At 64.0% G+C, this 20,913-nt stretch carries 22 protein-coding genes; 19 read left to right on the plus strand and 3 right to left on the minus strand.

Going from position 1 to position 20,913, the window contains the following annotated elements:
* The first annotated feature begins 323 nt into the window (after positions 1-323).
* From NKI32_RS07635 to NKI32_RS07710, 16 genes are all read left to right on the plus strand, one after another.
* Positions 324-1,577, plus strand: coding sequence for a L,D-transpeptidase family protein (locus NKI32_RS07635; RefSeq protein WP_023693255.1), 1,254 nt, complete (start codon positions 324-326; stop codon positions 1,575-1,577).
* A 203-nt stretch (positions 1,578-1,780) separates the two neighbouring features.
* Positions 1,781-1,927: a hypothetical protein gene (locus NKI32_RS07640; RefSeq protein ID WP_245265594.1), complete on the plus strand. Its 147-nt coding sequence runs from the start codon at positions 1,781-1,783 to the stop codon at positions 1,925-1,927.
* A 171-nt stretch (positions 1,928-2,098) separates the two neighbouring features.
* Positions 2,099-3,412: a serine hydroxymethyltransferase gene (gene glyA, locus NKI32_RS07645; protein ID WP_352511375.1), complete on the plus strand. Its 1,314-nt coding sequence runs from the start codon at positions 2,099-2,101 to the stop codon at positions 3,410-3,412.
* Between the two features lie 80 nt (positions 3,413-3,492).
* A complete protein-coding gene (locus NKI32_RS07650) occupies positions 3,493-4,077 on the plus strand; it encodes a hypothetical protein (protein ID WP_023819340.1) in 585 nt (194 codons plus the stop codon).
* Between the two features lie 138 nt (positions 4,078-4,215).
* Positions 4,216-4,710, plus strand: a complete 495-nt coding sequence (gene nrdR / locus NKI32_RS07655; protein WP_023669351.1) for a transcriptional regulator NrdR — start codon at positions 4,216-4,218, stop codon at positions 4,708-4,710.
* A gap of 2 nt (positions 4,711-4,712) precedes the next feature.
* The gene (ribD, locus tag NKI32_RS07660; protein WP_352511373.1) at positions 4,713-5,843 is read left to right on the plus strand and encodes a bifunctional diaminohydroxyphosphoribosylaminopyrimidine deaminase/5-amino-6-(5-phosphoribosylamino)uracil reductase RibD; all 1,131 of its coding nucleotides are present in this window, start codon (positions 4,713-4,715) and stop codon (positions 5,841-5,843) included.
* A 1-nt stretch (position 5,844) separates the two neighbouring features.
* Complete coding sequence (locus NKI32_RS07665) at positions 5,845-6,462, plus strand: riboflavin synthase (RefSeq protein WP_023708666.1); 618 nt, start codon at positions 5,845-5,847, stop codon at positions 6,460-6,462.
* The gene (locus tag NKI32_RS07670; protein ID WP_352511371.1) at positions 6,462-6,641 is read left to right on the plus strand and encodes a hypothetical protein; all 180 of its coding nucleotides are present in this window, start codon (positions 6,462-6,464) and stop codon (positions 6,639-6,641) included. Before NKI32_RS07665 ends, NKI32_RS07670 begins: the two co-directional genes overlap by 1 nt.
* 78 nt (positions 6,642-6,719) lie before the next feature.
* Entirely contained in the window at positions 6,720-7,214 is a 495-nt protein-coding gene (gene ribH, locus NKI32_RS07675; RefSeq protein WP_023669354.1) for a 6,7-dimethyl-8-ribityllumazine synthase, read from the plus strand.
* On the plus strand, positions 7,211-7,711 hold the full coding sequence (nusB, locus tag NKI32_RS07680; protein ID WP_023669355.1) for a transcription antitermination factor NusB: 501 nt from the start codon (positions 7,211-7,213) through the stop codon (positions 7,709-7,711). Before ribH ends, nusB begins: the two co-directional genes overlap by 4 nt.
* Positions 7,708-8,925, plus strand: a complete 1,218-nt coding sequence (locus NKI32_RS07685) for an MFS transporter (protein WP_023705069.1) — start codon at positions 7,708-7,710, stop codon at positions 8,923-8,925. The genes nusB and NKI32_RS07685 overlap by 4 nt, the downstream gene beginning before the upstream one ends.
* A 178-nt stretch (positions 8,926-9,103) precedes the next feature.
* Positions 9,104-10,015, plus strand: a complete 912-nt coding sequence (gene osmF / locus NKI32_RS07690; protein WP_023689505.1) for a glycine betaine ABC transporter substrate-binding protein OsmF — start codon at positions 9,104-9,106, stop codon at positions 10,013-10,015.
* Positions 10,016-10,331: 316 nt separating this feature from the next.
* Positions 10,332-11,495 carry an ABC transporter permease gene (locus NKI32_RS07695; RefSeq protein WP_352625364.1) on the plus strand — a complete coding sequence of 388 codons (1,164 nt, stop codon included), beginning with the start codon at positions 10,332-10,334 and terminating at the stop codon, positions 11,493-11,495.
* The gene (locus NKI32_RS07700) at positions 11,492-12,430 is read left to right on the plus strand and encodes an ABC transporter ATP-binding protein (RefSeq protein WP_023819344.1); all 939 of its coding nucleotides are present in this window, start codon (positions 11,492-11,494) and stop codon (positions 12,428-12,430) included. Before NKI32_RS07695 ends, NKI32_RS07700 begins: the two co-directional genes overlap by 4 nt.
* Positions 12,427-13,194: an ABC transporter permease gene (locus tag NKI32_RS07705; protein WP_031196635.1), complete on the plus strand. Its 768-nt coding sequence runs from the start codon at positions 12,427-12,429 to the stop codon at positions 13,192-13,194. The genes NKI32_RS07700 and NKI32_RS07705 overlap by 4 nt, the downstream gene beginning before the upstream one ends.
* A 260-nt stretch (positions 13,195-13,454) precedes the next feature.
* Positions 13,455-15,596 carry a sodium-translocating pyrophosphatase gene (locus NKI32_RS07710; protein WP_352625361.1) on the plus strand — a complete coding sequence of 714 codons (2,142 nt, stop codon included), beginning with the start codon at positions 13,455-13,457 and terminating at the stop codon, positions 15,594-15,596.
* A 76-nt stretch (positions 15,597-15,672) separates the two neighbouring features.
* Here the strand turns inward: NKI32_RS07710 and NKI32_RS07715 are convergent, their stop codons facing one another.
* Positions 15,673-16,671, minus strand: coding sequence for a glycosyltransferase family 2 protein (locus NKI32_RS07715; protein WP_353002448.1), 999 nt, complete (start codon positions 16,669-16,671; stop codon positions 15,673-15,675).
* A 1-nt stretch (position 16,672) separates the two neighbouring features.
* On the minus strand, positions 16,673-17,218 hold the full coding sequence (locus NKI32_RS07720) for a dTDP-4-dehydrorhamnose 3,5-epimerase family protein (protein ID WP_245259899.1): 546 nt from the start codon (positions 17,216-17,218) through the stop codon (positions 16,673-16,675).
* 301 nt (positions 17,219-17,519) lie between these two features.
* Here NKI32_RS07720 and NKI32_RS07725 point away from each other — a divergent pair, with 301 nt between their 5' ends.
* The gene (locus NKI32_RS07725; protein WP_353002450.1) at positions 17,520-17,981 is read left to right on the plus strand and encodes an anthrone oxygenase family protein; all 462 of its coding nucleotides are present in this window, start codon (positions 17,520-17,522) and stop codon (positions 17,979-17,981) included.
* Positions 17,982-18,056: 75 nt separating this feature from the next.
* Complete coding sequence (locus NKI32_RS07730; protein ID WP_023715398.1) at positions 18,057-18,614, plus strand: hypothetical protein; 558 nt, start codon at positions 18,057-18,059, stop codon at positions 18,612-18,614.
* 58 nt (positions 18,615-18,672) lie between these two features.
* Here NKI32_RS07730 and NKI32_RS07735 read toward each other — a convergent pair whose 3' ends face one another.
* Complete coding sequence (locus NKI32_RS07735) at positions 18,673-19,587, minus strand: LysR substrate-binding domain-containing protein (protein WP_023753646.1); 915 nt, start codon at positions 19,585-19,587, stop codon at positions 18,673-18,675.
* Between the two features lie 208 nt (positions 19,588-19,795).
* Here NKI32_RS07735 and NKI32_RS07740 point away from each other — a divergent pair, with 208 nt between their 5' ends.
* Positions 19,796-20,836: a helix-turn-helix domain-containing protein gene (locus tag NKI32_RS07740; protein ID WP_352671435.1), complete on the plus strand. Its 1,041-nt coding sequence runs from the start codon at positions 19,796-19,798 to the stop codon at positions 20,834-20,836.
* Positions 20,837-20,913: the final 77 nt, after the last annotated feature.

The raw sequence follows: 20,913 nt of genomic DNA on the forward strand, positions 1-20,913 counted from the left end.
CTCAGCCAACAGGCCGGTGCCGAAAAGCACCGGCCTTTTCTTTTCGAGCCGCCGGCGTTCCAAATTCGGCGCAAAGCCACGTTGCCGCCATATTCGCGGTGGAAGCGAGGGGTGTGGGTATGCGGCGGCGAAAGCTGTTCGCGCGCCTGTAAGGTCGCATCGCCGTCCGGTTTTTACGGCCAGGTGACGCAGGTCATGGTTGGCTAATTCTTAACAATGCCAACTTTAAAGTGCGGGCGATATCGCCCAAAATCGAGCACGTAGCCGAACGCTGCAACAGCCAAACGCTACAAGCCAACACGACAAGAATGTCTGGAACGTCCATGAGAACCAGCCGCCGCTTTTTCCTTTCCGGAGCTTCAGCGCTCGCCGTTGCCATGGTTGCCAATGCCGCCAGCGCGCAGGATGTCATCGACGACATCCTGAAGTCTTCGAACCGTGGCAATTGGGACGACCAGTTCGACGCCCGCGCCTCCGAAGGCGGCAAGGTCGCCTCGACGCTGCCGATCTTCAGCCTACAGACGGTCGCCTTCACCGAACAGGCTGTGGCGCAGTATCAGAACATCGTCGCCCAGGGCGGTTGGGGCGAGGTGCCGGCGACAAAGAAGCTGCAGCTTGGCGTCGACGATCCGGACGTGGTGCCGCTGCGCAAGCGGCTGATGGTTTCGGGCGACCTGGCGCAGAGCGCCGGCATTTCGACGTCGTTCGATTCCTATGTCGACGCCGCGGTCAAGCGCTTCCAGGCGCGCCATGGCCTGCCGGCCGACGGCGCCATGGGCAAATACACCTATGCCGCGATGAACGTTTCGGCGCAGATCCGCCTCGGTCAGCTGCAGACCAATCTGGAGCGCCTGCGCGAAAAGGCCGGCACGCTGGGCAGCCGTTATGTGCTGGTCGATATCCCGGCGGCACAGATCGAGGCGGTCGAGAACGATCGCGTCGTGCTGCGCCACACCGCAATCGTCGGCAAGATCGACCGCCAGACCCCGGTGGTCAATTCCAAGATCAACGAGATCATCGTCAATCCTTACTGGAACGCGCCGGTCTCGATCGTGCGCAAGGACATCATTCCGCTGATGCGGAAGAACCCCGACTATCTCAAGGACAGCCACATCCGCCTGTTTGCGCCGGATGGCAGCGAAGTCGATCCGATGACTGTCGACTGGTCGACGGACGATGCCGCAAAATACCGCTTCCGCCAGGATCCGGGCTCCGGCAACGCCATGGCTTCGGTCAAGATCAACTTCCCCAGCCCCGACGGCGTCTACATGCACGACACGCCGCAGCAGAGCCTGTTCGGCAAGATGATGCGCTTCGATTCCTCGGGCTGCGTGCGTGTCCAGAACGTGCGCGACCTCGTCACATGGATCCTGCGCGACACGCCCGGCTGGGACCGCCAGCATTTCGAGGCGACCATCAAGACCGGCGAGAACACGCCGGTGCAGGTCGTCAACCCGGTCCCGGTCCACTTCCTCTATGTGTCGGCCTGGTCGACGGGTTCGGGAGTCGTGCAGTTCCGCGACGACGTCTACGCGCTCGATGGCGCCAGCGAACTGCAGATCACCTCTTCGCTTTAAGCGGCTGATCTCAGTCAGGAAAGGCCACCGCAAGTGGCCTTTCCGTTCGAAGTCCCACGAGGCGGGGCTGGTGGCGCCGGCCATGCGCCAGGCTTGCCGCCGCCGAGAACATCGTCGCCGGCTACCGGCGCCGCATCGCCACCTCGGACGAGGCCGACGACGCCCGGACGGAGGCCCGCGAAGCCGGGCGGCTGGAGCTCGAAATGCGGCTTGCCGGCATCGAGGCCGAGCGCATCGCCGTGCGCGACATGTTAAGCAGCGGCGCGATCAACGACCATACGGCGCGGGCGCTGTTTACCGAGATCACGCTCACCGAAGCCTTGCTGCAGGGGCGGCAGGAGCGAAAATAGCGGTTCAGGGCCGCTCTGGCGCAATCCGGCCAGCAAATTTCGCGCTGCAAACGTGGCGAGGCGAAAACAACTGTGTTAATGGCGCGGCAATGCATGTCGCCCGGAACCGTGCAGCGGTTTCGGGGCAACGATATGCATAGATAAATGCCCCGAACCGAAGGATTTCAGGCCATGGCAACTGCAGCGGCAGCGTCGAACAAATTCGAATCCTTCTTCGAAACCACGCTGGAAGATGCCGATCCGGAGATCTTCGGCTCGATCCGCAACGAGCTTGGCCGCCAGCGTCACGAGATCGAGCTGATCGCCTCGGAAAACATCGTTTCGCGCGCCGTGCTCGAGGCGCAGGGCTCGATCATGACCAACAAATACGCCGAGGGTTATCCGGGCAAGCGCTATTATGGCGGCTGCCAGTTCGTCGACGTCGCCGAGGAACTCGCTATCGAGCGCGCCAAAAAGCTGTTCGGCTGCAACTTCGCCAATGTCCAGCCGAATTCCGGCAGCCAGATGAACCAGGCGGTCTTCCTGGCGCTCTTGCAGCCCGGCGACACCTTCATGGGCCTCGACCTGAATTCCGGCGGCCACCTGACGCACGGCTCGCCCGTCAACATGAGCGGCAAATGGTTCAAGGTCATTTCCTACGGCGTGCGCAAGGACGACCATCTGCTCGACATGGACGCGATCGAAAAGACCGCGCATGAGACCAAGCCGAAGCTGATCCTGGCCGGCGGCACCGCCTATTCGCGCATCTGGGACTGGAAGCGCTTTCGCGAGATCGCCGATGCGGTCGGCGCCTATCTGATGGTCGACATGGCCCATATCGCCGGCCTGGTTGCCGGCGGCGTGCATCCGTCACCGCTGCCGCACGCCCATGTGGTCACCACAACCACGCACAAGTCGCTGCGCGGCCCGCGCGGCGGCATGATCCTGTGCAATGACGAGGACATCGCCAAGAAGATGAACTCGGCGGTTTTCCCCGGCCTGCAGGGCGGGCCGCTGATGCATGTCATCGCCGCCAAGGCGGTCGCCTTTGGCGAGGCGCTGAAGCCGAGTTTCAAACTCTATGCCGAGAGCGTCGCCGCCAACGCCAAGGCGCTGGCGTCGAGCCTCAAGGAAACCGGCCTCGACATCGTCTCCGGCGGCACCGACAATCATCTGATGCTGGTCGATCTCAGGCCCAAGAACGCCACCGGCAAGCGCGCCGAGGCAGCGCTCGGCCGCGCCAACATCACCTGCAACAAGAACGGCATCCCGTTCGATCCGGAAAAGCCTTTCGTCACCTCTGGCGTGCGTCTGGGCACGCCGGCCGGCACCACGCGCGGCTTCGGCCATGCCGAGTTCCGCGAGATCGGCAAGCTGATCGCCGAAGTGCTGGACGGGCTGAAGGTCGCCAATTCCGACGAAGGCAATGCGGCGGTCGAGGCGGCGGTGAAGGCCAAGGTCGTGGCGCTGACCGATCGTTTCCCGCTCTATCCCTATCTCGGTTGACCGCCAGCGGCGCTTCGTCTTTTATCCCGCGCTCTGCGCCGGTTGCTGTTCGGGCGGCGCGGCCTGTTGGAGATCTGACGATGCGCATGTTCCATCCTGCCGTTCTGGCCTTTCTCGGCTCGCTTGCCGCTGTCGCCGTGTCGGGCGCGATCGCCCAGGAGCAGACGCAGCCGGGCACGGATATCCCGGGCACCAACACCTTTCGCAGGTGGACCACCATCATTGATGCGCTCGACACCGGCCAGGATTCGCACAAGACCTGTGCGGCCTCCACGGCCTTTCTCGACGGCAACGGCAATGCCGGCACGCTGACGCTTTCGATCTCGACTGGCGACGCCCTGCCGCCCGATGCCTATCCGGCGATCATGTTCACGATCGCCAACAAGGACCTGCCGACCGGCAAGAAGATCGCCGCGACCTTTGGCGACCCCGGCGTCAAGGTTTCCGCGACCGTCTATTCCAATGATGCCGGCCGCCCGAGCTGGACCGTCGACAACCAGGTCAAGACCAGTCTCGCTTTGTTGCGGGCCATGCGCCAGGTCATCTCGCTCGATGTGACGTTCGGCAAGCAGGCTGTCGCCAGCATCCCGATGGATGGCTTCACCAAGGCCTACCGCAACCTCGGAACGTCCTGCGGCTTCCCGACCAAGGACGTCGCCCCCTGACATATCTGGCGCGGCTGGCAATTTTCCTCCCGCCTCGCTATCTCTGAGGGCGCGAGCGGCCGTTGCCGAACCTTTGCCGTCCCGGCAAAAACCTCTAAGCCTATCGTTCCGCCAGAATCGCCAACCTGAAGGCTCTCCATGCGCTGTCCCTATTGCCAGTCCGAAGATACGCAGGTGAAGGATTCGCGCCCCGCCGAGGATGGCGCCGCGATCCGCCGGCGGCGCGTCTGTCCCGATTGCGGTGGCCGTTTCACCACTTTCGAGCGCGTCCAGTTGCGCGACCTCGTGGTGGTGAAGAAGTCCGGCAGAAAGGTGCCGTTCGACCGCGACAAGCTCTTGCGTTCGGTGGAGATCGCGGTGCGCAAGCGCAATGTCGATCCCGAGCGCATCGACCGCGCCGTCACCGGCATCGTGCGCCAGCTCGAAAGCTCCGGCGAGACTGAAATCGCCTCGGGCGAGGTCGGCCGGCTCGTCATGGAAGCGCTGAAGTCGCTCGACGACGTCGCCTATGTCCGCTTCGCCTCTGTCTATCGCAATTTCCGTGAGGCCAAGGATTTCCACGATGTGCTGGGTGAGCTCAAAGGCGACGAGCTCAAGGGCGACGAGCTGAAGAGCGAAGAGGACGCCGGCTGAGCATGGCAACCCAAACGTCAGGGAAGGCCGATCAGCAGGCTCTCGATCGCGGTTTCATGGCGGCAGCGCTGAGGCTCTCGCGCAGAAATGCCGGCCGCACCTCGACCAACCCTTCGGTCGGCACCATCATCGTTCGCGACGATGGCCCCGGCCCGATGATCGTCGGCACAGGGGTCACCGCCGTTGGCGGCCGGCCGCATGCCGAGACCGAGGCGCTGACTGAAGCCGGCGAGTTGGCGCGCGGCGCCACGGCCTATGTCACGCTGGAGCCCTGCGCCCACCATGGCCGCACCCCGCCTTGCGCCAACGCGCTGGTCAATGCCGGAGTGGCGCGGGTGGTGGGCGCCGCCAGCGATCCCGATCCGCGCGTCTCCGGCAAAGGCTATGCCATCCTGCGCGCCGCCGGCATCGAAGTGGTCGAAAAGGTGCTGGCCGAGGAAGCCGCCGAGCAGATGGCCGGCTATTTGATTCGGTCCCTGAAAAAGCGCCCGGAAGTGATTCTGAAGCTTGCGCTTTCCAGCGACGGCAAGATCGGCAGGCATGGCGCCGGCCAGGTCGCGATCACCGGCGATATCGCCCGCCGCGAAGTCTATCTGATGCGCGCCGAAGCCGATGGCATACTGGTCGGCATCGGCACGGCGCTGGAGGATGATCCCGCGCTCACCGTGCGGCTGCCGGGGCTGGAGAACCGCTCGCCGGCGCGCATCGTGCTCGACCGCCAGATCAGGCTGCCGGAAGCCTCGAAGCTGGTCTCCGGCACCGACCGGGTGCCGCTCTATGTCGCCGCGAGCCTGGAGGCTGATCCGCTACGGCGGTCGGTGCTGGAGCGTGCCGGCGTGCGCTTCATCGGCACCGAAACCCATGAAGGCGGCGTGGCCTTGCCGGAACTGCTCGAGGATCTCGGCGCGCTCGGCATGGCCAGCGTTCTGGTCGAAGGCGGCGCCAAGGTGGCCAGCGCCTTCCTCGCCGAAGGACTGATCGACCGCATCGTGCTGTTCCAGGGACCGGAAGCGATCGGCGAGGGCGGCATTGCATCGCCCATCGACGCCAACCATATCCCGGCAGGCTTCCGCAAATTGCGCGAGATGCGCTTCGGGGAAGACAGCTATGCCGAATGGGTGAGAGATATCTGAAATGTTCACTGGAATTGTCACCGATATCGGCACCGTCGCGGCCGTCAAGCCGCTGAGCGAAGGCGTCGGCCTGCGCATCGACACCGCCTATGACCCCGCGACGATCGCCATCGGTGCCTCGATCTCCTGCGGCGGCGTCTGCCTGACGGTGACGGCGCTGCCAGATGGCGGCTCGAACGCCCGCTGGTTCGAGGTCGAAGCCTGGGAAGAGGCACTGAGGCTGACCACGGCGTCGGGCTGGAAATCAGGCACCAAGGTCAATCTCGAGCGGGCACTGAAGATCGGCGACGAACTCGGCGGCCACATCGTGTCGGGTCATGTCGATGGCATGGCCGAAATCGCCGAGCGCAAGGATGAAGGCGATGCCGTTCGCTTCACGCTGGAGGCGCCGCGCGAACTGGCGAAATTCATCGCGCCCAAAGGGTCCGTCGCACTCGACGGCACCTCACTCACCGTCAACAAGGTCGAAGGCGCCCGTTTCGACGTGCTTTTGATCCATCATTCGCTGACCGTGACCACCTGGGGCGAGCGCAAGGTCGGCGACAAGGTCAACCTCGAGATCGACACCATGGCCCGCTACGCCGCGCGGCTGGTCGAGGCCGCGAAGGAAGGTTTGTGATGACAAGAGACGAAATTCACTTCGGGCAGCGGGAAGAGCTCCACACTGAGGACGCGCTCGGCCTCAGTTTGTCGGTCAACGATCGCAAGGTTTTCCCTGAAGCTCTGATCAATGCTCAGCCCATAAACGATCGTCTTCGCGATACAGTGCGTCGGTATCGCGAGGCTACCGGTATCTGACGGCCTCACCTCCAGCAATCTTCCGCTTGCGATCAAACCGGCTTCGGCCTAAGTCACCGGCTACCCCCGGAGACATTCATGGCAGGCACATCCCAACACGGCAAAGCGTTCATTCGCCCGAAGAAGAAGGCCCACCTTCTGATCATCGAGGCGCGCTTTCATGACGATCTTGCCGACGCGCTGCTCGACGGCGCGACGAGCGCGCTCGACGAAGCCGGCGCGACCTATGACGTCATCACCGTTCCCGGTTCGCTGGAAATTCCAGCAGTGATCACTTTTGCGCTCGACGGCATGGGCGAGGGCGGCAAGGACTATGATGGTTTTGTCGCGCTCGGCACCATCATTCGTGGCGACACTTATCATTTCGACATCGTCGCCAATGAATCGAGCCGCGCGCTGATGGATCTCTCGGTGCAGGAAGCGATTGCGATCGGCAACGGCATCCTGACCACCGAGAACGACGCGCAGGCCTGGACGCGCGCCAAGCGCTCGGAGGGCGACAAGGGCGGCTTTGCCGCGCGCGCGGCGCTGACCATGATCGCGCTCAAGGAGAAGCTGGGAGCGCAATCGTGAGCGAACCCGCTTCGCCCGGCCAGCCCGCGACACGCCATGCCAATAAGCGTGGCGCCGCCCGTCTGGCCGCCGTGCAGGCGCTTTACCAGATGGACGTGGCCGGCAGCGGCGTCTTCGAGATCACCGCCGAATACGAGGCGTTCCGGCTCGGCAAGGAAGTCGACGGCGCGCTTTATCGGGAGGCCGACGCGCAGTGGTTCCGCGCCATCCTGGCCGGCGTCGTCGAGAACCAGACGACCATCGATCCGATCATACGCCAGGCGCTGACGGAAGACTGGCCGCTGTCCAGACTCGATTCGACGTTGCGCGCCATCCTGCGCGCTGGCGTCTACGAACTGATGAAGCGCGACGACGTGCCGGTGGCCGTCATCGTTTCGGAATATGTCGACATCGCCAAGGCCTTCTACGAGGAAGACGAGCCGAAGCTGACCAACGCCGTGCTCGACCGTGTGTCGCGCCGGGTGCGGGGCGAGGGGCGCGGCAAGGACGCATTGTGACCGGCACCGTCCCCGGCGCAGCAAGGGAAGCGCGCCGCACGGCGATCATCCTGGCGACGTCGCAGGCGATTATCGGTTCGGCCGCGCCGATTGCCATTTCCATGGGCGGGCTGGCCGGGCAATATCTGCTTGGCCCCGATAAGTCGCTGGCAACGGCGCCAATCACCGGCTTCAACATCGGCGTGGCGCTCGGCGCGTTGCCGGCCGCGGCCATCATCCGCTGGCTCGGCCAGCGCGGCGGCTTCATGACCGGCACCATCGTGACCGCGCTTGGCGGCGTCATCTCCACGCTGGCACTGTTCCACGCCAGCTTCTGGCTGTTCGCTTTCGCGCTGCTGGTGATCGGCGTCGGCGGCGCCTTCGTCCAGCAGTTCCGCTTCGCCGCCGCCGATAATGCTCCGCCCGAATTCAAGGCGCGCGCCATTTCCTTCGTGCTGGCCGGCGGCGTCATCACCGCGATCCTCGGGCCGCAGATCGTCATCTTCACCCGCGAATTGCTGGCGCCGGTGATGTTTGCCGGCTCGTTCGTGGCCATTCCGGTTCTGGCGGCGGCCGGCGCCATCATCCTGTCATTCCTGCGCATCCCGGCCAAGGCTCCCGGCCACGCGGAAGTCGCGTCAAGCGACGCGCGGCCGCTGTCCGAGATCGTCACCCGGCCGCGTTTCGTCGCGGCACTGTTTTGCGCCGTCGGCAGCTATGCGCTGATGAGTTTCGTCATGACCGGCGCGCCGCTGGCCATGGTCGGCTGCGGCCTGTCGACGGACGACGCCACGCTCGGCATTTCCTGGCATGTGATGGCGATGTTTGCGCCGAGCTTCTTCACCGGATCGCTGATCCATCGCTTCGGCGCCGAACGCATCGTCGCAACCGGCCTGGTCCTGCTCATCGGCTGCGCCGCGGTGGCATTGTCCGGCCTGCATCTATGGCAGTTCTGGACGGCGCTGATCCTGCTTGGCCTCGGCTGGAATTTTGCCTTCATCGGCGCCACCTCCATGGTCGCCGACAGCTACCATCCGTCCGAAAAGAGCAAGGTGCAGGGCTTCCACGACTTCGTCCTGTTCGGCTCCGTCGCCTTCGCCTCGCTAATGTCGGGCGCCATCTACAATGCGTGGGGCTGGGAGATGCTGAACTGGCTGGTTTTCCCGGTCGTCGCCCTCTGCTTCGTCGCCCTTGGCGCGCTCAAACTGACCGGATCACGCAAAGCCCGCGCCTGATCCGGTTCTATCTTTGGCTTGGCACGACCTGTCAGCATGGCGTCGGCCGAAATCGCGGCGACCGCACAAAATTATTGCGTCTGTACCCATTGTTATGAAACCGTGTGCCCCGACGGGGCGTTGGAGCCATGCTCATATGCGGCCACCGCATTTCGGTCCAAAGCAAGGGGTTTTCACAATGTTTTCAGTCAAGATTCTGGCCGGGGCGGCGTTGGCGCTCGGCATCACGGCCGCCTCCGCCAATGCCCAGGTGGTCGTCTCCTCGAAGATCGACACCGAGGGCGGCGTGCTCGGCAACATCATCCAGCTTGTGCTCAACGCCAACAACATCAAGACCACCGACCGCATCCAGCTCGGCGGCACGCCGGTCGTACGCAAGGCGATCACTGCCGGCGAGATCGACATCTATCCCGAGTACACCGGCAATGCCGCTTTCTTCTTCGAGAAGGCCGACGATCCGGTCTGGAAGGATGCCGCCAAGGCCTATGAGACCGCCAAGAAGCTCGACTATGATGCCAACAAGATCGTCTGGCTGTCGCCGTCACCGGCCAACAACACCTGGGCGATCGCGCTGCGCAAGGAGGTTGCCGAGACCAACAAGCTGGCGACCCTGACCGACTTCGGCAAATACGTCGCCGGCGGCGGCACGGTGGTTTTGGCGGCGTCGGCTGAGTTCGTCAATTCGGCGGCAGCCCTGCCGGCGTTCCAGACCACTTACGGCTTCACGCTGAAGCCCGAGCAGTTGATCACGCTTTCGGGCGGCGACACCGCCGCGACAATAGGTGCTGCCGCCAACCAGACCAACGGCGCCAACGCCGCCATGGTCTACGGCACCGACGGCGGCATCGCGCCGTCCGGCCTGGTCGTGCTCGCCGACGACAAGGGCGTGCAGCCGGTCTACCAGCCGGCGCCGATCATCCGCGAAGCGGTGCTGAAAGAGCATCCGGAGATCGAGACGCTGTTGAAGCCGGTGTTCGCCAAGCTCGACCTCGTCACGCTGCAGGAACTCAACGGCCGCGTCCAGGTCGGAGGCGAGCCGGTCAAGGGCGTTGCCGAGGACTTTTTGAAGAAGAACGGGTTTTTGAAGTAGTCAGCGCATAGCTGATCGTGACGCTGGTGCGAGACACCCCTCTCTGGAAGCTGCTGATCTCCCCCCTTGCGGGGGAGATGTCCGGCAGGACAGAGGGGGGTGCTGTCCCGCCGACCTCACAACCGGTAGCAGGTGCGTGCCTCGACAGGGTTGCTTCTGAACAGGCCGACGCTCGAAAGCTGGCGATCCTTCACACCCCCCTCTGGCCTGCCGGCCATCTCCCCCGCAAAGGGGGAGATCGGATTTCGCGTCGGCTTTCGCCGATCACCAGCGTAGTCTGCGCAACGTGGAAAATCGCTCCTCATGAGGGGCATCCATGACCCTGCGTTTCGACAAGCTCGGCATGGTTATCGCGGCGATCGTTGCCAATGCGGCGTTTCTGGCCCCGTTCGCCACCTTCCGCGCCAATCGTATCGTCCCCGGTCAGGCGCGCTCGATGCTGGAGGCGTTGCCCGCAACGATCGGGCCGCTGCTGCTGGCAGTCGTCGTCGTGGCCGCAATTGTTGCCTTGCTGAAGACCCCGCTTGTCCTGCGCCTGGCCGCAAGCGTCGTGGCGCTCGCCGCCCTTGCCATCCTGATCGGTGTCGCCGGCACCTTCCTGACGCCGGCCGGCAACACCTTCGCCCGCATCTCGCCGGCTTCCGGGTTCTGGCTGTTGATCTTTGCCTTCACATTGTTGCTCGCCGACGTGCTGACCAGGCTCAACCTGTCGCCACCTGCCCGCATCGGCGTGCTCGTCCTCGCGGCGCTGGCCATCGGCTCGTTGCTGATATCGGGGCAGTGGGACAGCCTGTCGCTCCTCAAGGAATATGCAAACCGCGCCGATAGTTTCTGGGCCGAAGGCTCCAAGCACATCACACTGGCGCTGGGTTCGCTGGCGGCGGCGGTGATCGTCGGCCTGCCGCTCGGCATCCTGTGCCACCGCGTCGAACGGTTGCGGGCCGGCGTGCTCAATGTGCTCAACATCGTCCAGACCATACCCTCGATCGCGCTGTTCGGCCTGCTGATCGCGCCGCTAGGCTGGGTCGCCGCGCATGTTCCGGGTGCCGCAGCGCTCGGTATCAGAGGCATCGGCACCGCGCCCGCCTTCGTGGCTTTGTTCCTCTATTCGCTGCTGCCGGTGGTGGCCAACACCGTGGTCGGGCTTGCCGGCGTACCCCGCGCGGCCAATGATGCAGCGCGCGGCATGGGCATGACCGATGGCCAGCGCCTGTTCGGCGTCGAGTTTCCGCTGGCCTTTCCGGTGATCCTCACCGGCATCCGCATCGTGCTGGTGCAGAACATCGGCCTGGCCACCATCGCCGCACTGATCGGCGGCGGCGGCTTTGGCGTCTTCGTCTTCCAGGGCGTCGGCCAGACCGCAATGGACCTGGTGCTGCTCGGCGCCGTGCCGACGGTAGCGCTGGCCTTCGCCGCGGCCATCATCCTCGACGCAGTGATCGAAATGACCGCCACCAGGCGCAGGGTTGAAACGGCATGATCGAGATCGAAGGCATTACCAAGCGCTATGACGCGACGACCGTGGTCAACGACGTGTCCATGGTCGTCGAGCCGCGTACGGTTTGCGTCATTGTCGGTACCTCCGGTTCCGGCAAGACGACGCTGCTGCGAATGATCAACCGGCTGGTCGAGCCGACCGCCGGCGTCATCAAGCTCGACGGCAACGACAACCGCACGCTGCCCGGCTACGAGCTGCGCCGCAGCATCGGCTACGCTATCCAGGGCCACGGCCTGTTCCCGCACCGCACCGTTGCGCAGAACATCGCCACCGTGCCGGTCCTGCTGGGCTGGGACAAGGACCGCATCAAGGCCCGCGTCGATGAGTTGATGACACTCTACCAGCTCGACCCCGAGGCCTATGGCCCGCGCTACCCGCACGAACTGTCCGGCGGGCAACAGCAGCGTGTCGGCGTCGCCCGCGCGCTCGCCGCCGAGCCCAATGTGCTTCTGATGGACGAACCGTTCGGCGCACTCGACCCGATCATCCGCACCAAGGCGCAGGAGGACCTGCTGGCAATCCAGAAGCGCTTCGGCACCACCATCATCCTCGTTACCCACGACATGGAGGAGGCGGTCCACATGGGCGACAAGATCGCCGTCATGGATGCCGGAAAGCTGGTGCAATACGCCAAGCCAGAAGAGATCCTGGCGCGGCCGGCGAACGCCTTCGTCGAAACCCTGGTCGGCGCCAGCGAAAAGCCGTTCCGGCTCTTGTCGCTCGGCCGCGTGCGCGACGCCGTGGAAAAGGGGACTGCCGAAGGCGAGGCGATCCCAGGCGACGCCAGCCAGCGCGACGCGCTGGCCGAGCTTCTGTGGTCGGGCCGGCCGGCGCTGCCGGTCAAGGGCGAAGACGGCAAGCTGCTCGGCCGCGTCACCGTCGACGGGCTGGTGAAGCGCGCGGCGAGGCCGGCATGAAAGGGGCCGGTCTAAAAGCCTGGCTGCCTTCGCTGCTCAGGCTTGCCCTGGTGGTGCTTCTCATAGCCTTCGTCACCAATCCCGGCTGGTTCGAGCCGCTGTTGAAGCCGCTGACCGAAAACAATGCGCCGGCGATCTACAATCAGGGCAGCCTGCTGACGCTGACCCTGCTGCATCTCAGGACCGTGCTGATCGCTACCGTCGCCGCTGCCATCGTTGCCGTGGCGCTTGCCATCCTGGTGACCAGGCCGGCGGGCGCCGAATTCCTGCCGCTGTCGCGCAGTCTGGTCAATATCGGCCAGACCTTTCCGCCGGTGGCGGTGCTGGCGCTGGCGGTGCCCGCCGTCGGTTTCGGCGAGAAGCCGACGCTGATTGCGCTGTTCCTCTACGGCCTGCTGCCGATCTTCGAGAACGCGCTGACCGGCCTCACAACGCTGCCGGGCAACATCATGGAGGCCGCGCGCGGCGCCGGCATGACGGGCTGGCAAAGACTGGTCAAGGTCGAATTGCCGCTGAGCGCCGCGATCATTCTGGGCGGAATAAGGCTGTCGGTGGTGATCAGCCTGGCCACGGCGACGATCGGCTCGACGGTTGCCGCCAAGACGCTGGGCGAGGTGATCATCGCCGGCCTGCTATCCAACAATCTCGCCTTCGTCCTGCAAGGCGGCCTGATCGTCGCGGCGCTGGCGGTGCTGATCTATGACGGACTGTCCGCCATCGAGCGCTACACCGCGCGCAAGATGGGGCAGGAGACTGGCGACTGACCTTCGCTGGACTGCGGGCAAAGCATTGACTGACGCGGCGTCATTTCAATCGATCTAATAGCAGGGCATCGGCAATGGGAATGTTGTGGCCTAAACCTTTTGGCTGAAAGCGGGGCAAAAACCGAACAATATCTTGACGTTCCGAGCCCTGTTTCGCATACACCGCTGCGAAGGACGGATTCCGCCTAGGCTTATCCGCTCCCCGCACCAACGGCCCAGGGAGGGGTTCTTTTGGGCCATCAATCGAGGAAAATTCGGCAATGACCATCATTTCTGCCGTCATCGCCTGCGGCTTGCTTTCAATTCTTTACGCCATCTGGGCGACACGATCGGTTCTTGCAGCCGATCAGGGCAATGCACGCATGCAGGAAATCTCCGCCGCCATCCGCGAAGGCGCGCAGGCCTATCTGGCGCGCCAGTACACCACCATCGCCATCGTCGGCGTGGTCGTGCTCGTGCTCGCCTGGTGGCTGCTTTCGATCACCGCCGCGGTCGGCTTCCTGATCGGCGCCGTGCTTTCGGGCGCCGCCGGTTTCATCGGCATGCACGTCTCGGTGCGCGCCAATGTGCGCACCGCGCAGGCGGCGTCCAACAGCCTCGCCGCCGGTCTCGACATCGCCTTCAAGTCGGGCGCCATCACCGGTATGCTGGTGGCTGGCCTGGCGCTGCTCGGCGTGTCGATTTACTACTATATTCTGACCGGCCCGATGGGCCTGCAGCCCAATGACCGCATCGTCATCGATGCGCTGGTTTCGCTCGGCTTCGGCGCTTCGCTGATCTCGATCTTCGCCCGTCTGGGCGGCGGCATCTTCACCAAGGGCGCCGACGTCGGCGGCGATCTCGTGGGCAAGGTCGAAGCCGGTATTCCCGAAGACGATCCGCGCAACCCGGCCACCATCGCCGACAATGTCGGCGATAATGTCGGCGACTGCGCCGGCATGGCCGCCGACCTCTTCGAAACCTATGCGGTGACCGTCGTTGCCACCATGGTTCTGGCCGCCATCTTCTTCGGCGGCACCGCGGCTCTGGGTGCGGCGATGCTCTACCCGCTCGCTATCTGCGGTGCCTGCATCCTGACCTCGATCGTCGGCACCTTCTTCGTCAAGCTCGGTTCCAACGGCTCGATCATGGGCGCCCTCTACAAAGGCCTGATCGTCACCGGCCTGCTGTCGATCGTCGGTCTCGGCGTCGCCACCTCGGCAACTGTCGGCTGGGGCGAGGTCGGCGCCGTCGCCGGCATGACCATCATCGGCAAGAACCTGTTCATCTGCGGCCTGATCGGTCTCGTTGTGACCGGTCTCATCGTGGTGATCACCGAATACTATACCGGCACCAACAAGCGCCCGGTGAACTCCATCGCCCAGGCCTCGGTGACCGGTCACGGCACCAACGTCATCCAGGGACTTGCGGTGTCGCTCGAATCGACCGCACTGCCGGCAATCGTCATCGTCGGCGGCATCATCTCGACCTATCAGCTCGCCGGCCTGTTCGGCACGGCGATCGCGGTCACCACCATGCTCGGCCTGGCCGGCATGATCGTCGCCCTCGACGCCTTCGGCCCGGTCACCGACAATGCCGGCGGCATTGCTGAAATGGCCGGCCTGCCCAAGGAAGTGCGCCACTCCACCGACGCGCTCGACGCGGTCGGCAACACCACCAAGGCGGTGACCAAGGGCTATGCCATCGGTTCGGCCGGTCTTGGCGCGCTGGTGCTGTTTGCGGCCTATTCGAACGATTTGAAGTTCTTTGCCGCCAATGGCGACAAATATCCGTACTTCCAGGGCATGGGCGATGTCTCCTTCGACCTCTCCAATCCCTACGTCGTAGCCGGCCTGATCTTCGGCGGTCTGATCCCGTACCTGTTCGGCGGCATCGCCATGACGGCCGTCGGCCGTGCGGCCGGCGCCATCGTCGAGGAAGTGCGCAAGCAGTTCCGCGAGGATCCGGGCATCATGGCCGGCACCTCCAAGCCAAACTATGCCCGCGCCGTCGACCTTCTGACCAAGGCGGCGATCCGCGAAATGATCATCCCCTCGCTGCTGCCGGTGCTGGCGCCGCTCGTCGTCTATTTCGGCGTGCAGCTGATCTCGGGCTCCAAGGCGTCCGCCTTTGCGGCGCTCGGCGCCTCGTTGCTCGGCGTCATCGTCAACGGCCTATTCGTCGCCATCTCGATGACTTCGGGCGGCGGCGCCTGGGACAATGCCAAGAAGTCGTTCGAGGACGGTTTTGTCGACAAGGACGGCGTCAAGCACCTCAAGGGGTCCGAAGCGCACAAGGCTTCGGTCACCGGCGACACGGTTGGCGATCCCTACAAGGACACCGCCGGCCCGGCGGTCAACCCGGCAATCAAGATCACCAACATCGTGGCGCTTCTGCTGCTGGCCGTGCTCGCGCACGGCTAAGGCAACGCCACTGCTTCAGGAACAAACCCGCGGGAGCGATCCCGCGGTTTTTGTTTGAGATTTACGCTGGTGGCAGTCAACCCTCATCCGGCTCGGTCCCGGCATCGCCGCGCTTGCTGTAGCGATCCAGCAATTCGCTCACGCCAGGTTCGCGCTCAGGCATCGGCGCCAGGCCACGCAGGCGCCGCAGCTTGGCAAGGAAGGCGCCTCGCTTATACTTGCGGCGGAAGGCGCGGGCGCGGGGATGGATGCCAAGAGCCGCCATCAGCCTGCGCCTGAGATAACTCGATGCTGCCACGCGAATGGGTTCGCCCGCGCAGCCAAGGATTTTCACGCGCAAGGCGTCCGGCGTCTGCATGGCGTCCAGAAGATCCTTCTGTTCCTGCGCATTGTCGCCGAGATAGGAACCCTTGCGTATGCCGGAATGCAACTTGATCACCGTGAGGTGCGGCATCGTCGCGATCACCGCGCCCTTTCGCCATGCCCGAAACAGCCAGTCCTGCGAGCTTTCGCAAAAGCACTGGCTGGCGGGTCGCCAAGGTCCGAGCAGGCTGAACGAAGCGCGGCGAAACATGTGTGCCGAGCCAAATCCTTCCGTCGTGACGGGGTCGTAAAAACCGTCCCTGCCGATCCCGAAGATCGAATTGACAGGATTGCCGGCCGCCGACGGCGGCTGGATGACGGCGCCGCGCGCCAGCACCACGTCGGCGCCCGAGGCGTCGATCCAGCCGGTCATCGCCGCCAAATGGTCGGGAAACCACAGATCGTCGTGGTTGAGCAAGGCGACGAAGCGGCCACGCGCCCTGGCAAAGCCGATATTGTTGGGACCGGACTGTTCGCCGAAATTGACAGGAAGATCGATGTAGACGATGCGGGCATCGTCAAATTCAGCGACAACGGCCGCCGTGTCCGGCCTGCAACCGTCGCCGATGACCAAGGCTTCCCAGTCTTGCAACGTCTGGCGCATGACGCTGGTCAATGCCTGCCGCAGTGCTGCCGGCCGGTTGTGCGTCGCGATCACGATCGAAACCAGCGGTTCGCCGCCGGCCTGATCGCGCTGCGCCGATGCTTCCACGCTACACCAGTCTGTAGGGAATGTGGTCGGTGTCTGGCGGCAGGCGCCAATGGTCGGGCTGATCGTAGGCATAGGCCTTGTCGACGAGGTTGAGCAGCACCGCCGTCTCCGCTCCGAGCGAAACAACACCGTGCCATATTCCGGGTGGAATGATGACGACCGCCGGGCGCAACGGGCCGATAATCTTGTGCCAGACGGCGCCGAAGGTCGGCGAGGCCTTGCGTCCGTCAAACAGCGAAATGCGAACGCTGCCGACGCAGCAGAACAGCCGGTCGGTGGTCACCGCGTGTGCATGCCAGCCAGTCACCGCGCCGGCATACAAGGTCCGTTGGAAGACCTGGCCGACCGGCTCCGAATCGAGCTCCCACTCCTCGCGAAAGATCTCGGTCAGATAGCCGGTGGAGGTTGCGACCGGCCTGATCTCCTTGACCCTCACGCCATCGATCGCCACCGGCTCGATGGGTATCCAGTCAGGCGTGACCACCTGGCCGTCAGCCGTTCCGGTCGCCATCCAGCCTGTCGGTTTTGTCCGGGTTTTTTCCGGCACGGATGCTCCTCCCAATTCAGCGTGATGCGCCATTGGCCAGCACGGTCTGATACGAATTTGACCGGTCGCTGGCAAGTACGCGTCAAGGTTTGCTGATAGGCTTCGATCTCACGGCACTTGATGTTTCCGACGCAATCGGAGGGCCGCGTTGCCCAAAACATCGTTCCATCCTACCCAAGCCCGGACCGTTCGCCTGCTTTAATACCCGGGCCATTGGCCAGGACATTGCGATCGACGCGGTGTCGGGCTCGCCTCTGCGGCGATTTTGGCCAGGGAAACGACATTCGGGCAGGGAAAAGACATGGACATTTTCTTGATGGCGGCTTCGCTTGCGCTGGCTGGAATTATTGCCGGCATCTACGTCTCGGGTGTAATCCACGATTTTCGCATCGATGATCTTACCGCCGGCCAGTACATGGCCATGCATCAGATGCGCGACCGGACGTTTACCCGGGTGATGCCGTTCGTCAGGCTGACGACGCTGGTGCTGATCGCGGCGATGGCGATGTTTGCGGTCGATGCCGGCCTGCCGCGCATCCTGACCATCGTCGCCGCGGCGCTGGTGGTGATCGACATTGGCTTCACCGTCAGCCGTCAGGTGCCGCTCAACAAACAGGTGCAGAGCTGGACGCCGGTGACCATCCCCGATGATTGGGCGCAGACCCGCGACAACTGGGCGGCCAACCACAATTTGCGCCTTGTGCTTGGACTGGCCGAATACGCCTGCCTGTTTGCCGCGGTCATCCTGACGCTCAGCCGATGATTCAGTTTTTGCGGAACGCCACCCCATGGGTCGGCACTTCTGCCGGCCGCCGCCGTTGAAAACAGGAGTATTGCCATGCTGCACCACGCTTCATTCAACGCCCGCGATCCGCAGGCCGTCGCCAGCGTCCTTGCCGAAATGCTTGTCGCCACTGCGGTTCGTGCGCCGTCGCCGCCATTTCCTGAGGGAGCATGGTTCGTCTGCCTCGGCGACGATTTCGGCTCGCTGATCGAAATCCTGCCGTGCGGCACGGTTCTGGATCAGCAAGCGCCGCTCGGCATCGGCTTCGATCCGAATATGCGCCTGCGCTCCGGCTCGCATGTGCTGCTCAGCACGCCCAATTCGACCGAAACCATCCAGGGCATTGCCGCCCGCATGGGCTGGCATAACGAGCTGATCGATGCGCGCCTGTTCAAGGTGCTCAAGGTCTGGGTCGAGGACGAAACCCTCGTCGAATTCCTGACGCCCGAGATCGCACCGCTGTACCGCGCGACATTCGGCTGGGGTGGCATGGCGACACTCGACGCCAAGCTGCGCGAGCTGGAGAGCCAGATGGCGGCAGCGCTTGCCGCCAAGGCCGCGAACCAGTCGGGCCGCAAGGATGAGCAACCGGCCGGTGCAATGAGTCCTTGAGCACCGGGGGGCGCCTTCTGCTGTCCTCCCGAGGAGAGTTCCCAAACGGCCGCCGAGGTCAACCGGCGCCGGCGCTGTCGCCGGCTTCCGCCTTCAGCCAGTTGATGAACGATCTGGCAGGCTCCCAGGCGGAGATGGACGGGTGCACGACGACGTAGTGGTTCCAGTTCGTCGGTATGTCCGTGGTCAGGAGGCGGACGAGCCTGCCGGTGCGCAAATCGCTCTCGACCAGCGACTTCCTCGCGATAGCGACGCCCAGACCGCTCGCCGCCGCTTCGACCGCCAACAAGGTGCCATTCAGATTCATGCCGTCGCCAACCGTATCCAGCGGCAGATTGTTTCTCTCGAACCAGTGGCGCCAATTGGCGCCGCTCTCGTCATTTTCGGCCGTCGTGTCGAGGATGCGAAACAGTCGCAGCACATCGTGCTGGTCTCTGACCGGGCCGTTGGCGGCGAGATAGTCGGGACTGACGACAGGAAAGATCGCATCCGCCATCAGCCATTCGGTCTCGACGGCCGGATAGTGTCCGCCGCCGAAGCGCAATGCGATGTCGACTGTTCGCTGCGAAAGGTCGACGACTGCAAGATCCGCATTGATGTCGATCTCTGTTTCGGGATGCTTTTTGCGAAACCTGTGCAGACGCGGGGCCAGCCAGCGCACGGCATGCGAAGGAATGGCGGTGACCCTCAGCCTCGTGCGCTCGTTGCGCGCGACACTCGCGACCGTGCTCTGGATTTCCAGCAATGCACGTCGCACGCCCGCGGACAATCTTTCGCCTTCAAGCGTGAGTTCGACGCGGCGGACATGGCGGGTGAACAGAAGCACGCCGAGATCGGCTTCGAGATCGGCGATGCGGTGGCTGAGCGCGCTTGGCGTAACATTCAGCTCATCGCCGGCGCGCTTGAAGCTGCCCAGCCGGGCAATGACCTCGAAAGCCCGAATGGATTCCAGTTGTGGAAGCCGTCTTGTCATCTGCCGTTACCCGATCCCGCCCATGGGTTCCTTAGCATGAATGAACAAAGCTCATCCATAGCTTCGTAAATAGTCTTTTGTCCAAGTGCGCAAATCATTGTAGCCATCCAGCGCCCCCCGATTGCCGCCGTCGAATGAGAGGCCGTTCATGGAACGAGCCTCGACTACGAACGACAGTGAAATGAAGACAATCGCTTGGGAGTACCCCATGACTATTCGACCCCCCGAGTTTGCGCATGCGCGCTTTTCGACCGCCATGTGGCCGCGAGCGGAATGGCGAAACGTCTATTGCGACCTGTTGCGCCGGATGGTGACCGACATGGATTTTAACGTCACGGAGGAAAAGCTCTCCGTCGACGCGACCATCCTGCGGCTACCGGGCGTCGGCATTGCCGATTCGAGGACCACCGCCTTCCGCACCATCCGTTCCCGCGCCATGGCCAAGGGGACCGATGACTACATTTTCTTCATGTGTCTGGAGGGCGCTGCCACCTTCTCGCATCTCGGCCGCGAGGCCAGCATCGAGGCCGGCCAGGCAATCCTTCTGTCCTCCTCTGATCCGCATGTGATCGAACGGGCGATGTCGCATCATCTCTTCATCACCATCCCCAAGGCAGCGCTCGGGCCCATGGCTGCGAATGCGGATGCCGCCCTGATGACGCCGATGTCATGCGTGGGCGAAAAGTTCTTGCTGCTGACCAGCTATGTCCGTCTGCTGATGCAGGAGCCGAACCTGGCCGCATCCGAATTGCGCTGGCTTGCCGCCAAGCACATACAGGACCTTGTCGCGGTCGTGGTTGGGGCAACGCAGGACGCCACCGAGGTCGCCGCAGGTCGCGGCATACGCGCCGCGCGGCTGCGCGCCATCAAAGCCGATATCGAAAGCAATCTGGCTTCCGGCGATGTCGGGTCCGACGCGCTGGCCGGGCGCCACCACGTCAGCGCGCGCTATATCAGAAAGCTGTTCGAGGGTGAGGGGACCTCGCTGTCGCAGTTCGTGCTTGGCCGGCGGTTGGCGCTGGTTTGCAGCAAGCTATCCGACCTGCGCCTGGCACACCGCACCATCGGCGCCATCGCCTTCGACGCCGGCTTCGGCGATCTCTCGACCTTCAACCACGCCTTCCGCCGGCATTTCGGCATGACGCCTTCGGAAGCGCGGCAGAGTGCGGCTGTGCACCGCGCCTCGCTGGAGCCCGGCGGCCGAACAGGCCACGCGCTGCAAAGCGCGACGGGTGTTGCGGCCGCATGACCTCAAAACAAAAGCCCGCAGGATCGCTCCCGCGGGTTTTTGGTCGCCTGAGATGGTGTCGCTTCGGGGGAAGCAAA

The organism is Mesorhizobium sp. M0761 (assembly GCF_040320205.1).
Classification (GTDB): domain Bacteria; phylum Pseudomonadota; class Alphaproteobacteria; order Rhizobiales; family Rhizobiaceae; genus Mesorhizobium.

What these genes read in the sequence shown, in the direction of transcription:
- nrdR (WP_023669351.1), top strand. Translation starts at nt 4,216, where the DNA reads ATGCGCTGTCCCTATTGCCAGTCCGAAGATACGCAGGTGAAGGATTCG.
- NKI32_RS07705 (WP_031196635.1), top strand. Translation starts at nt 12,427, where the DNA reads ATGAAAGGGGCCGGTCTAAAAGCCTGGCTGCCTTCGCTGCTCAGGCTT.
- NKI32_RS07735 (WP_023753646.1), bottom strand. Translation starts at nt 19,587, where the DNA reads ATGACAAGACGGCTTCCACAACTGGAATCCATTCGGGCTTTCGAGGTC.
- NKI32_RS07740 (WP_352671435.1), top strand. Translation starts at nt 19,796, where the DNA reads ATGACTATTCGACCCCCCGAGTTTGCGCATGCGCGCTTTTCGACCGCC.
- NKI32_RS07670 (WP_352511371.1), top strand. Translation starts at nt 6,462, where the DNA reads ATGACAAGAGACGAAATTCACTTCGGGCAGCGGGAAGAGCTCCACACT.
- NKI32_RS07640 (WP_245265594.1), top strand. Translation starts at nt 1,781, where the DNA reads ATGCGGCTTGCCGGCATCGAGGCCGAGCGCATCGCCGTGCGCGACATG.
- glyA (WP_352511375.1), top strand. Translation starts at nt 2,099, where the DNA reads ATGGCAACTGCAGCGGCAGCGTCGAACAAATTCGAATCCTTCTTCGAA.
- NKI32_RS07700 (WP_023819344.1), top strand. Translation starts at nt 11,492, where the DNA reads ATGATCGAGATCGAAGGCATTACCAAGCGCTATGACGCGACGACCGTG.
- NKI32_RS07635 (WP_023693255.1), top strand. Translation starts at nt 324, where the DNA reads ATGAGAACCAGCCGCCGCTTTTTCCTTTCCGGAGCTTCAGCGCTCGCC.
- NKI32_RS07710 (WP_352625361.1), top strand. Translation starts at nt 13,455, where the DNA reads ATGACCATCATTTCTGCCGTCATCGCCTGCGGCTTGCTTTCAATTCTT.
- ribD (WP_352511373.1), top strand. Translation starts at nt 4,713, where the DNA reads ATGGCAACCCAAACGTCAGGGAAGGCCGATCAGCAGGCTCTCGATCGC.
- NKI32_RS07665 (WP_023708666.1), top strand. Translation starts at nt 5,845, where the DNA reads ATGTTCACTGGAATTGTCACCGATATCGGCACCGTCGCGGCCGTCAAG.
- ribH (WP_023669354.1), top strand. Translation starts at nt 6,720, where the DNA reads ATGGCAGGCACATCCCAACACGGCAAAGCGTTCATTCGCCCGAAGAAG.
- NKI32_RS07725 (WP_353002450.1), top strand. Translation starts at nt 17,520, where the DNA reads ATGGACATTTTCTTGATGGCGGCTTCGCTTGCGCTGGCTGGAATTATT.
- NKI32_RS07695 (WP_352625364.1), top strand. Translation starts at nt 10,332, where the DNA reads ATGACCCTGCGTTTCGACAAGCTCGGCATGGTTATCGCGGCGATCGTT.
- NKI32_RS07650 (WP_023819340.1), top strand. Translation starts at nt 3,493, where the DNA reads ATGCGCATGTTCCATCCTGCCGTTCTGGCCTTTCTCGGCTCGCTTGCC.
- osmF (WP_023689505.1), top strand. Translation starts at nt 9,104, where the DNA reads ATGTTTTCAGTCAAGATTCTGGCCGGGGCGGCGTTGGCGCTCGGCATC.
- NKI32_RS07730 (WP_023715398.1), top strand. Translation starts at nt 18,057, where the DNA reads ATGCTGCACCACGCTTCATTCAACGCCCGCGATCCGCAGGCCGTCGCC.